This is a genomic window from Sinorhizobium prairiense (genome assembly GCF_029201645.2).
Classification (GTDB): Bacteria; Pseudomonadota; Alphaproteobacteria; order Rhizobiales; family Rhizobiaceae; genus Sinorhizobium; species Sinorhizobium meliloti_A.
Window position 1 is genome coordinate 2421849 of record NZ_CP104131.1, and the last position, 12058, is coordinate 2433906.

7 protein-coding genes, 1 tRNA gene and 1 pseudogene are annotated in these 12058 nt (G+C 63.8%); 5 read left to right on the top strand and 4 right to left on the bottom strand.

The annotated features are described in order from the left end of the window. Nucleotides 1–10: 10 nt before the first annotated feature. Nucleotides 11–777, bottom strand: a pseudogene (locus N0Q91_RS14365) (SDR family NAD(P)-dependent oxidoreductase). A 194-nt stretch (nt 778–971) separates the two neighbouring features. On the opposite strand from N0Q91_RS14365, the gene N0Q91_RS14370 reads away from it, so the two are divergent. Both N0Q91_RS14370 and N0Q91_RS14375 read left to right on the top strand, forming a co-directional pair. Next, the gene (locus tag N0Q91_RS14370; RefSeq protein ID WP_275596733.1) at nt 972–1457 is read left to right on the top strand and encodes a hypothetical protein; all 486 of its coding nucleotides are present in this window, start codon (nt 972–974) and stop codon (nt 1455–1457) included. Nucleotides 1458–1546: 89 nt separating this feature from the next. Next, on the top strand, nt 1547–1789 hold the full coding sequence (locus N0Q91_RS14375) for a response regulator transcription factor (RefSeq protein ID WP_275596734.1): 243 nt from the start codon (nt 1547–1549) through the stop codon (nt 1787–1789). Between the two features lie 93 nt (nt 1790–1882). On the opposite strand, the gene N0Q91_RS14380 is transcribed toward N0Q91_RS14375, so the two are convergent. Both N0Q91_RS14380 and phaP1 read right to left on the bottom strand, forming a co-directional pair. Further along, a tRNA-His gene (locus tag N0Q91_RS14380) sits at nt 1883–1959 on the bottom strand. 161 nt (nt 1960–2120) lie between these two features. After that, nucleotides 2121–2567, bottom strand: a complete 447-nt coding sequence (gene phaP1, locus N0Q91_RS14385; RefSeq protein ID WP_003527110.1) for a phasin PhaP1 — start codon at nt 2565–2567, stop codon at nt 2121–2123. Between the two features lie 338 nt (nt 2568–2905). Between phaP1 and N0Q91_RS14390 the strand changes: the two genes are divergently transcribed. After that, entirely contained in the window at nt 2906–6193 is a 3288-nt protein-coding gene (locus N0Q91_RS14390; RefSeq protein ID WP_375341880.1) for a PAS domain S-box protein, read from the top strand. 122 nt (nt 6194–6315) lie between these two features. After that, nucleotides 6316–7998: an ABC transporter permease gene (locus N0Q91_RS14395; protein WP_275596735.1), complete on the top strand. Its 1683-nt coding sequence runs from the start codon at nt 6316–6318 to the stop codon at nt 7996–7998. A gap of 6 nt (nt 7999–8004) precedes the next feature. Here N0Q91_RS14395 and N0Q91_RS14400 read toward each other — a convergent pair whose 3' ends face one another. Beyond that, nucleotides 8005–9957 (bottom strand): acetoacetate--CoA ligase, encoded by a 1953-nt coding sequence (locus N0Q91_RS14400; RefSeq protein WP_275596736.1) that lies wholly within the window; start codon nt 9955–9957, stop codon nt 8005–8007. Between the two features lie 172 nt (nt 9958–10129). Between N0Q91_RS14400 and N0Q91_RS14405 the strand changes: the two genes are divergently transcribed. After that, nucleotides 10130–11956, top strand: a complete 1827-nt coding sequence (locus N0Q91_RS14405; RefSeq protein WP_275596737.1) for an AsmA family protein — start codon at nt 10130–10132, stop codon at nt 11954–11956. Nucleotides 11957–12058: the final 102 nt, after the last annotated feature.

The following is a 12058-nucleotide window of genomic DNA, read 5'->3' on the forward strand; positions in this document are numbered from 1 at the left end:
GTTTCTCCCCTCACACCGCTGTAAAACAATTGTCGACGAACAGATGGGCGCCGCTGACGAAGCTTGCGTCGTCGCTCGCAAGATAAAGTGCGGCCTTGGCGACCTCGTCCGGCCGGCACATCCGCCCCTGCTGGGCGGCGATCGCCGCCTCGGAGACATCGACCCCGTAGCGGGTCAACTCCTCGACTTCCCTTTGGCCGTGCGCCGTCTGGATGAAACCGGGGCAAACCGCATTGCACCGGATGTTCCGATCCCTGAACTCCACGGCGACGGATCGGGCGAACATGTGGCACGCCCCCTTGGTCGTATTGTAAAGGACCTCCATCGGCGTTGCGGCCACCGCCGATATGGAAGAGGTGCAGACGATCGATCCGCCTCCGGCGTCGATCATCTGGGGAAGGACGGCGCGGGTCATAAGGAACATGCTGCGCACGTTGACGGCCATCAGCCGGTCCCACTCGTCGACCGTGGTCTCCAGAAACGGCCGAATGACGATGGTGCCCGCGTGATTGAACAGGACCGTGATCGGTCCGAGTTCTCCCGAAACCCTCTCCACCGCTTGCGTTACCTGACGTTCGTCCGACACGTCGGCCGAGGCGAATGCCGCTCTGAAGCCCTCGCTGCGGAGGCGGGCGGCGATGGCCTCGCCATCGCTCTGCGGGAGATCCACGATCCCGACCGCTGCGCCCTCCCGAGCGAAAAGTTCGGTGGCGGCGAGACCACACCCCCTGCCCCGCCGCTGATAAGCGCAATTTTTCCGTCCAGTCGACCAGCCACGTGCTCCTCCAGCCGTCGTCGTGCTGCCTGCCGGCGCGGACTGGAGGACGGCTCTCTCGGCGTCTTGATGTCCCGGTCGGCTAAGGCAGCTATGATGCTTGTTCCACTTGGTCAGATTGCCGCAGCGTGACGAAGCAGTCTATATTCCAAAGGTGATAAGGTCGGGGCCACATCCCCGACGCAACGAGGATCGAGTGCAGAAGACCGAAGTGCCAGACCTATCGGCCATTGCCACTGTCGTGGGACAGATCGGCAGGCCGACATTGCCGGACGCGCTGGACGACATGCTCGCGAGAGTGGCACCGTTCGACCTGTCGGCGATCTTCGGCTTCCCCTTTGATTCAAGGCCGCTGCTCTTGCACGACGGCTATCGGCAGCATGCCGAGGCCTCGGCGCTCAAAGCCTATCTCGACGGCGCATATCTGTTCGACCCTTTCTACACTGCCTGCACAGAGAACCTTCAGCCGGGGATCTGGCGAATGCGGGAGCTCGCCCCGGACGAATTCTTCGATTCCGAATTCTACAGTTCCAGAGAGGTTCACCCCTGCATCTCCATGCAGGCCGGCTCACTCGTGGAGGAAATCGGCTTTCTCATCCCGCTGGAGGGAGGCTTCAATGCCGTGTATTCGCTCATGCGTTCGCAAGGCCTTCCCTTTTCAGCCGACGAGGGGAAAGACTGAAGCAGATCGAGCCCTTCGTTCGCGAAACGGTGCGCTCGCACTGGCGCGATGCGCGCGCGAATGACCGTCAGCTCCGTCTGGACGACCTCATGGAGACGGCCTTCGCTTCGTTTTGCGAGGATCGCCTTACTTACCAGCAGCGGCGAATCGTGCAGCTTATTCTGAGGGGGAACAGCAATTATGCGATTGGACAGATACTCTCCGTGACGGAAGGAACCGTCAAACTGCATAGGCAGAACATCTACAAGAGACTGAACATCTCGAGCCAGCGGGAACTTTTTGCGATGTTCGTGGAGCAGCTACTGCCCCCACTTCCTCCGGAAGCACGGTAATAACCTATCGGCTCTTTCGCCGCCTGGGCGTTCGACCACAAACACGAGCCTTGCGGATCGTGGACCGGCTGGAAGGGTATGTCTTGAAAGAAATGGTACGGTTGGGTGGTCTCGAACCACCGACCTCAGGTGCCACAAACCTGCGCTCTAACCAACTGAGCTACAACCGCACTCGACAGGCGACTCCAATGTTATTCGGGTCGTCGCTTGGCGGCTCACATACGGTCACTCACACCGATTTGCAAGCCTTAAGTTCAGATTATCCAGCAAAAAGACCGGATGGCAAGCCACCCGGTCTTTGCTTCGAATCCGATTGATACGGCGCGGCCGATCAGCCCTTCTTGAGGCTGGACATCGCCTTTTCCGCGGCATCCTTGCCGGGCTTGGCAACGTTCTCGGCGACCTTGCGCGTTGCTTCCTGCATCGTCTTCGCCTGCTCGACGGCAAGCTCTGCCTGCTTGCGGATGAAGGCGGTCTGCAGTTCGACGAGTTCGGAGAGCGACCTTACGCCGAGCAGAGCTTCCATGTGCGAGAGCGAGCTTTCGGCATTGGTGCGCAGCGCGTCGATGGCCTTGAGGCCGAGTTCGACGGTGCCCGATTGAGCGCTCTCGACCGTCGCTTCGACAGTCTTCGCTGCTTCCTCGGTCGCGGTCTTCATCTTGGCGTAGGCTTCCTTCGACTGCGCGGCGCCCTTTTCGGCGAACTCGCGGAAGCTGTCGGCAAACTTGGTCGGGTCGAAAGAGAGGGAAAATGCGTCTTCGGTCTTCCTGGTAGCCATTTCATGCGCTCCTTGGTGTGGCCCTCTTCAGAGGCGCCGTTTTGATTGATGACGGTTCTATAGCCGATTTTGTTGTGCGTTGCAATAAATTTGTGCATCGCACAATAAACCGTGCACATTAACCTTCCGCGCCGAAAGACGTGGCCGAGGCCGCACCGTTGCTGGACCCTCGCCGATGGGCTGGGTATTAATAGAGCGTTAACGCGCAAGCGATCCGTCAGTAGGTCTGCCGATGCCCGAAAGACAGTACCCCTTCATCGACATTGCCGTGCATGCACGGGTGCGGGAGCATTTTGCCCGGGGGATGCGTCCGTCCTTTTTCGAAGAGTGTCGCGCGGGTGCTATGGGCCAACGACCAGGGCGCAAAGCTGTTCGGGACGGCCTCGGTCTACGATTTCATCGATACCGACCTCGATCCGAGCGATCTTTCGCTTCGCCAGCTGCGCGCCGCCGCGGCGCAGCTCGCGGCCGTCGGGGACCGCCGGCAGCTTCTGATCCGTATGGCATCGGGCTTTCGCCGGCTTCCGCTCAACGCCGCCGTGGAGATGATCCGCATCGCGCCCGGGGAAGAGGCAATTTTGTTCACCGCGCCGAACAACGGCAAGGCGCTTTCGGCCGAGGCCCGCGCAGAGGCTATGATTGCCGGGCTCGACGGCCCGGACACGCACATGGCCGTGCTCGATAGCGACGGGTCCATCATTGCCGGCTCGCCCGGCTTCGAGAGTCTTGGCCTTTCGGCGGATATTCGCCGAACGCTCGTTGCAGCCGCTGCGAACGACAAGGATCGCCTGATCAAGCGTCCGGTCGCGACGGAAAAAGGGCGCCTGCCGGCTGCAGTCGGCAAGATTTCGGACCACCCGGCCCTCCACCTGCTCTTCGCGGTGGAGGCAATCCTCGAAAAACCGGAGACCGGAGAGGCCGTCGGCGAAACAGCGCAGGAGCAGGCGATCCCCGCCGCACCTGCGCCGTCGAGCGAAACACGAGAGGCGGTTCCTCCGTCCGCGACACCGGCGGAGACGGACCAGGCGGAGGCGCCCGTTGAGGAAGCCGAGGCCCCGGAGGCGGCTGCAGCGAGAGAACACGAAGTGCCTGTCGAGAACGGCACCGCGGAGGATGCGCAAGGGGAGCTCGCTCCGAAGGACGAGGCCGAGGCGGCCGATCTCGCCGAGCCTGAAACGCCGCTTGAAGCCGAACCGGCTTCCGGCGAACCGGCTGGCGATGCGAATCGTGGCGGCGAAACCGCCGACTTTGCGTTTGCGGCCGGCGGACGGGCGGTTCGGTTCGTCTGGAAGATCGACGCGGAGGGACGTTTCAGCGAAATCTCCGAAGAGTTCGCGTCAGCCGTCGGCCCGAAGGCCGCCGACGTGATCGGCGTGACCTTCACCGATCTCGCCGACCGCTACGATCTCGACCCCGACGACAAGATCAACGAGCTTCTGCACCGCCGCGATACCTGGTCCGGCAAAACGATCTTCTGGCCGGTCCAGGGAACCAATCTCAAGGTGCCGGTCGATCTCGCCGCCCTTCCCACCTATTCCCGTTCGCGCGAGTTCGACGGCTTCCGCGGCTTCGGCATTGTCAGGGTCGCCGACGCCGTGCCGGACGCGAAGGCGGCCGGGCTTTCGCTCGACCGGCCGGCACCGGCGCAGATCGCGCAGGCTTCAAGCGACATGTCGGCTGAGGGCGCCGATGCGCCGCAGGCTGAAGCTGGCTCCAGGACCGGCCCTGCCGCCGAGAGCGGGAAAGATGCGGCCGAGGTTGCACAGGACGTATCGGAAGACCCTTTCCGCGGCGAACAGCCCGCGCTGCGGGTCGTCGAAACGGCCGGACGGCAGGCCTCCGACAAGGTCATCGACCTCGACGAGCGCCGACCGGCGGGAGCCGGCGCGCTGACCCGCGGCGAGCAGGCGGCCTTCCGCGAGATTGCAAGGCAGCTCGGCGAGCATTTCGCCCCTCAACCGCTGCCGCAGGAGGGCAAATCCGAAGGCCGGCACGCAACGGACACCTCCCTGAGCACGCCGGCTGCCATGGAAGAAAGCCGACAGACGGAGGAAGCCGAGGCGCCAGGCGGACGGCACGATGCGACGCCGGCGGGCGAGACCCCTGCTGCGGCAACGGAGCCCGGCCTCGCCGCACGCAACGGCGCAGCCATGAGCAGCGAGATCCTCGACAGGCTGCCGGTCGCGTTGCTGGTTCACCATGGCGACGCCTTGCTGCATGCCAATGCGGAATTCCTGCGGCTGACCGGATATGAGGATCTCGAAGCCTTCGAGCAGGAGGGTGGCCTAGAGGCCCTGTTCGCTCTCGGAAACGAGGCAGGCGCGGCAAAGCCGAACGGAACCATGACGCTGGTCCGCAAGGATGGCAGGCTCGTTCCCGTCGGCGCCCACCTGCATTCGATCCGCTGGGAAGGAAAGAGCGCGCTGATGCTTGCGCTGACCCCGGCCGGCGCAAGCGAAGCCGAGAAGCAGGCGCTCGAAGACGAAGGAGCGGCAGAAGCAAGCCGGCTCCGGATGGAGATCGACGAGCTCCGATCGATTCTGGAAACCGCGACCGATGGGGTCGTGGTCCTCGGACGGGACGGCGACATCCGGACGATGAACCGCTCCGCAAGCGCGCTTTTCGACTATGACGAGGCCGATATGCGCGGAAAGCCGTTCGCCGCGCTCTTCGCCCATGAGAGCCAGAAGGCGGTGATCGACTATCTCCAGGGCCTTTCCGGCCACGGCGTCGCAAGCGTGCTCAACGATGGCCGGGAAGTGATCGGCCGCGAGGCCGCCGGCGGCTTCATTCCGCTGTTCATGACCATCGGCCGGCTCTCCTCCTCCAATGGTTATTGCGCCGTCATCCGCGACATCACCCAGTGGAAGCGGACCGAAGAGGAACTTCGCAACGCCAAGCGCGCCGCCGAGACGGCAAATGCTCACAAGACGGAATTCCTGGCCCGGGTCAGCCACGAGATCCGCACGCCGCTCAACGCCATTATCGGGTTTTCCGACATGATGGCCAGCGAGCATTTCGGCCCCATCGGCCATCCGCGCTATATCGAATATGCCGGCGACATCGGCCGGTCGGGACGGCATGTCCTCGACATCGTCAACGATCTGCTCGACATCTCGAAGATCGAGGCCGGCGAGATGGATCTCGACTTCGGCGCCGTTGATCTCAATGAGGCCGTTTCCGAGGCCGTGTCGCTGGTGCAGCCGCAGGCCAATAGCCAGCGCGTGATCATCCGCACCTCGCTGTCGGGCTCCGTGCCGGAAGTCGTCGCCGACGACCGTTCGATCAAGCAGATCGCCCTGAACATCCTCGCGAATGCCATCCGCTTTACGCCGTCGGGCGGCCAGATCGTCGTGTCGACGTCCTACGAGGCCAATGGCAGCGTCATGCTGAGAATCCGCGACACCGGCATCGGCATGACCCGCAACGAGCTCGACCAGGCGATGAAGCCCTTCCGTCAGGTCACGACCGGCGGCCGCAAGCGTGGCGATGGCACCGGCCTCGGCCTGCCGCTGACGAAGGCGATGGCGGAAGCGAACCGAGCGCAGTTTGCCATCACTTCGGCCCCGAACGAGGGCACACTGGTGGAAATATCCTTTCCCTCACAACGCGTCTTGGCCAATTGAAACCGAATGCTGTAAGGAAATGTTGACCTGAAGGAACCAGTTTGTCGGTTCTCGAAGGTTGAGGAAACTGCGGGCCGTTTCCTCACTCGTCATTTCGATCGGCATTGCTTCGGACGGATCGTTTGCACTTCACCGCCAAAAGCCTCAAGCGGCGCTACGCCAGCTCCGGCACCGGCCTTCACCATCCGCTGCTCACCGGCTGGGCCGGACTCGCCTCCGCCGTCGTGCTCATGCCGATTCTTGCCATTGCGTGGCTCGCCATTTCCGGCGGCACCGCAGACTGGCCGCATCTCATCGAAAACGTGATCCCGCGCGCAACCGGTCGCACGCTTCTCCTGGTCCTGTTCACCGGCACCGCCACCGCCGTGATCGGCATCGTCACCGCCTGGCTGGTGGCAACCTATGAATTTCCGTTACGCCGCTTCCTTTCCGCGGCCCTGGTGCTGCCGCTTGCCATACCGGCCTATCTTTCGGCCTATGCCTTCGGGGAGCTGCTCACCTTCACCGGCCCTGTGCAGGGTCTGATCCGAGCCCTCTTCGGATTTCAGACGAGCCGCGATTACTGGTTTCCCGACGTGCGCTCCCTCGGCGGGGCCGTGCTCGTGCTGAGCTCGGTGCTCTATCCCTATATCTATCTCGCCTGCCGCTCCATGTTCCTCATGCAGGGCCGCGCTGCCGCGGACGTAGCCCGGACGCTCGGCGCCGGACCGCTGAAGGTCTTCTTTCGCGTCCAGCTTCCGATGGCGCGGCCGGCGATCATGATCGGCCTCACGCTCGTTGCCATGGAAACGCTGAACGATATCGGGGCGGTCGAATTTCTTGGCGTGCAGACCCTGACCTTCTCCATCTTCGACACCTGGCTCAACCGCGGCAGCCTCGCCGGCGCGGCGCAGATCGCCTGCATCATGCTGGTTTTCGTCATCGCGCTGATGATGGTCGAGAGGGCGGCGCGCCGCAGACAGCGCTTTGCGAGCCAGAAGACCACGGCCGCAGTTCACGATGCCGCGCGGCTGAAACTTTCCGGCTGGAAGAAATGGGCAGCGACGGCCGCCTGCCTTCTGCCGACACTGTCGGGCTTTGCCGTTCCCTTCCTCGTTCTGGGCGACTATGCCCTGAAACGCCTCGACCAGTTCCTGGCGCCGCGCCTCCTGAGTGCGCTGCTGCACAGCATCCTCGTCTCCGGCCTGACGGCGTTTGCGACCGTGCTCCTGGGTTTCGTGCTCGCCTATGCCGCGCGCACCGGGCGTTCGCGCATCAGCGATATCGCCGGGCGGCTCGCCTCCTTCGGCTATGGCGTGCCCGGGACGGTCCTGGCAATCGGGGTGCTCTTTCCGCTCGCGGCCCTGGACAACGCCATCGACGCCGAGATGCGGGGGCTTTTCGGGATTTCCACCGGCCTGCTCATGAGCGGCACCGGCTTTGCCATCATCTATGCCTGCACGGTCCGGTTCCTGACCATGGCGGAAGGGACGCTCGAGGCCGGCTTCCAGAAACTGTCGCCGCATCTGGACATGGCCGCACGCGCGCTCGGACGCACGAGCGGCCAGACGCTGCGGGCGGTCCTCCTGCCCATGATGCGGCCCGCAGTGCTGACGGCCGCGCTCCTCGTCTTCATAGAGACGATGAAAGAGCTTTCCGCGACCATCATGCTGCGTCCGTTCAATTTCAATACGCTCGCGACGCTGGTCTACGAGGATGCCTCGCGGGCGAAGGTGGAAGACGCCTCCGTTGCGGCGATGATCATCGTCCTGGCCGGGATGGTCCCCGTCATCCTCGTGTCCCGGTCGCTCGAACGCAGGTCATAGACGAATTCAGCTCTTGAGTTCCTCCAGCCCCGCGAAGAGGTCGAGAGCGTCCGGGTTCGCCAGCGCTTCCTTGTTCTTGACCGGTCGGCCGTGCACCACGTCGCGCACAGCCAGTTCGACGATCTTGCCGGACTTGGTGCGAGGGATGTCGGCGACGGCGATGATCTTCGCCGGCACGTGCCGCGGCGAGGCGCCGGACCGGATGCGGTTCCTGATCTCCCTTGTCAGTCCTTCGGTCAGCTCGACTCCGGAGGCCAGCCGCACGAACAGGACGACGCGGACATCGTCCTCCCAGTCCTGGCCGATGCAGAGTGCTTCGGCGACTTCATCCATCTGTTCGACCTGGTTGTAGATTTCCGCCGTGCCGATGCGCACGCCGCCGGGATTCAATGTCGCGTCGGAGCGGCCGTGGATGACGATGCCGCCATGCGGCGTCCATTCGGCAAAATCGCCGTGGCACCAGACGTTGTCGAAGCGGTCGAAATAGGCGGCTCGATACTTCGCACCGTCCGGATCGTTCCAGAACATGACTGGCATCGACGGAAACGCCCTGGTGCAGACGAGTTCGCCCTTTTCGCCGCGCACCGGCTTGCCTTCGTCGTTCCAGACATCGACGGCGAGGCCGAGGCCGGGGCCCTGGATCTCTCCGCGCCACACGGGCTTCAGGGGATTGCCGAGCACGAAGCAGGAGACGATGTCGGTGCCGCCGGAAATCGAGGCGAGCTGGACATCGGCCTTGATGCCGTCATAGACGAAGGAGAAGCCCTCCGGCGAAAGCGGCGAGCCGGTGGACGTGATGAGCCGCAAGGACGACAAGTCGTGCGTCTTTGCCGGGGTGAATCCACCCTTGCGCACGGCGTCGATATATTTCGCCGACGTGCCGAACACGGCGAAGCGTTCGGCGGCGGCATAATCGAAGAGCACGTTGCCGTCGGGGCAAAAAGGTGAGCCGTCATAGAGGCACAGCGTGGCGCCTACGGCGAGGCCCGAGGCCAGCCAGTTCCACATCATCCAGCCGCAGGTGGTGAAATAGAACAGCCGCTCGCCGTCCCTCAGCCCGCAATGGAAGCGATGTTCCTTGAGGTGCTGCAGCAGCGTTCCGCCGGCAGAATGGACGATGCATTTGGGTACGCCGGTCGTGCCCGAGGAGAACAGTATATAGAGCGGGTGGCTGAACGGCAGGCGCTCGAAGGCAAGCGGTCCGGCCTGGAATTCGGCGATGAAATCGGCAAGCGTCACCCCGCCATCGACGGTCGGCGCAAGCGCGGCACTGTCTCCCGCATAGGGAACGATGACGGTCGGCGCCCCGAGCGCCTTGGCCACCGCACGCACCTTCGCGTCCACGTCCTGCCGCTTGCCGTTATACCAGTAGCCGTCGCAAACGACGAAGAGCTTGGGGGCGATCTGGCCGAAGCGATCGAGAACGCCCTGCTCGCCGAAATCGGGCGAACAGGACGACCAGATGGCGCCGACCGAAGCGGTCGCAAGCATGAGGGCGATCGTCTCCGGCATATTCGGCATCATAGCGGCGACGCGGTCGCCGACGCCGATCCCCTGCGCCTTCAGCGCCTGTTGCAGACGCGACACCAGGGCGCGCAGTTCGTCCCAGGTCAGCCGATAGCTCACCTGGTCCTCGCCGCGGAAGATCAGGGCATCGCCGGTCCCCGACTTGCGCAGCAGGTTTTCGGCGAAATTGAGCTTCGCTTCCGGAAAGAAGCGGGCGTCGAGCATCCGGTCGCCGTCGACGAGCGCCCTTTCTCCGCCTTCGCCGATCACCTTGCAATGCTCCCATACGGCGGTCCAGAAATCGCCGCGCTCGGTCACCGACCAGTCGTGAAAGGCATCATAGTCGGGGAAGCTGCGCCCGAAGCGCTCCCCGCACCAGGCGATGAACTCAGCCATCGGGCTGCGCTCGAGAATTTCCCTGTCCGGAATCCATAAAGGCCGTTCTGCTTGCATGCTTTCCTCCGCTCTTCGGACTTTTCTATATCATGCTGCAGCGCGGAACAAACAGTGCGGATGCGGCTCCGCATGATCGCGACGGCGACATTTCCATGTCAGTGGCATTTGCATTATGCAGGCCGAAGTCCTATCCAAGCGGCTTACCCGAGGCGATGGCAGTCCGACCGAAATGACGAGGAAGATGTTCCAGATATTGGGCGGTTCGCGCCTGTGGGCGCGGCTTCGCCGGCGCCACCTCGTTTGGTCGGCCGCCATAGGCATCGCCCTCGCCGCCGCATACAATGCTGCGCTGCCGCTCGTGGTTTCGACGACCGAGGCCCGCGCGGCGATGGAGCGGATGCTCGACGACTGGTCGGGCGGGAAAAGCAAGATCAGCGGCGAGCCGGAAGTCCGGTTCTGGCCGGAACCCGTGGTGACGCTCCCCGCAACGACGATCGTCTCCACCGGACCCGAACCGCGCCCGCTTGCAGAGATCGGCCGCATCACCGCTTCGTTCAGCCTGCTTTCCGCACTTCGTGGCGAACAGGCTCTTGACGAGATCACGCTCGTCGATCCGGTCCTCACGCTCGAGCGCGGGGCCGACGGCGCGTTCAACTGGCAAAAACCGGACTGGCTGGTGCCGCCGGGCAATACCGTGCCGCGTGACGAGGCTCCCTTCGGAGACATCACCATCGAGAATGGCCGCTTCCGCGTTGTCGACCACATGGCGCCAACCGGTGAGGGCATAGACGTCGCGGGGATTTCCGGTACCCTCAAATGGCCTTCCTTCGGAGGGCGGCTGAGCGCACAATTCTCCGCGCTCATCGGCGGCGAAGCGGTGGGCTGGGCCTTCGTATGCGAGGAGCCGCTCGCCCTCTTTGCCAGGCGCAACGCCGCTCTCAAGACATCGCTCACCTCGGCTCCGTTGACCTTTTCGTTCGAGGGTACCGGCAATTTCTCGACCCAGCCTTTCGCCTTCGGCCATCTGCAGATGTCCGCACCTTCACTGGCAGCCATTGCCGCCTGGTACCGCGGGGCTCCGGATGCGGGATTGCCTCCGGGCGGGTTCAGTATCGATACGAGGGTGACCACCGGTGAGACGGCGTTGAAGCTCGAGGACCTGCAGCTGGCGGTCGGCGAAGCCACGGCGACGGGCGTTCTGGATGTGCAATTGCCCTCCGGCAAGGAGCCGCGCGTGGAAGGCACGCTCGCCTTCGACCGGATCGACCTCAACGGCTTGCCCCTGACAACGCTGAAGCCGGCACAGGAGGACGGCCGCGGATGGCGGATGGCCCAGGCTCTTGTCGGGGGCTGGCGTCTGGATGTCCGGCTGTCGTCCCAGGAAGTCCTGGCCGGTCCGTTGCACCTGACCGATGTCGCTGCCGGAGTGATGATCGACGGAAGCCGGGTTTCGCTCGACATCGGCGACAGCACCTATGCGAATGGCAGGCTGAGCGGCCGCGCCGTGCTCTCGGAAAAAGGGGTGGGGCAAGGCGGCAAGCTGCAGATGAACCTGAAAGACGCCGACTTCGCTGCCGTCCTCGACAGCTTCGGCCTCAAGGGTCCCGTTCCGACCGGCCGGGGCGTTCTCAGCGTCGAACTTGCCACCGGCCGCCCCCTCTGGGAGACGGGGCTCGCCGATGTCTTCGGCCGTCTCGATTATTCGCTCACCAACGGCAGGCTCGCCGATTTCGACGTTCACGCCTTCACCGATCTCGTGCGCAAGGGGGAATTCTTCTCCCTGTCGCAGGCAAGCGACGGCACGCTCGAGTTCCAGACGGCGGACATCGAGGCGAGCTTCGGCAACGGCACCGCACGGCTGGACCGGGCCGCTTTCGTCGGCCCCGCCGGCAATATTTCGGTGACCGGCGTCGTCCCCTATCGAAGCGGCAGTCTGGCCCTGGCGGGAACGCTCGCGGGCCCCGATGCCGGCAAGGAACCGCTGCAATTCTTCATCGGCGGCTCCTGGCCGAACGCAGTAATCTCACCGCTGTCGGTTCTCCTCAGTCCACAGTAACATCTTTGAGACAATGCACTTCCGGACGGAAAACCGTTACACACTTTTCGTGGAAGTGCTTTGAAGCCTGTTGAGATTGGCGGTTTTCGCAGCGGCTTGTTT

Excerpts from the sequence above, each read along its gene's own strand:
- N0Q91_RS14405 (WP_275596737.1), top strand. The coding sequence starts at position 10,130 with ATGACGAGGAAGATGTTCCAGATATTGGGCGGTTCGCGCCTGTGGGCG.
- N0Q91_RS14400 (WP_275596736.1), bottom strand. The coding sequence starts at position 9,957 with ATGCAAGCAGAACGGCCTTTATGGATTCCGGACAGGGAAATTCTCGAG.
- N0Q91_RS14375 (WP_275596734.1), top strand. The coding sequence starts at position 1,547 with ATGGAGACGGCCTTCGCTTCGTTTTGCGAGGATCGCCTTACTTACCAG.
- phaP1 (WP_003527110.1), bottom strand. The coding sequence starts at position 2,567 with ATGGCTACCAGGAAGACCGAAGACGCATTTTCCCTCTCTTTCGACCCG.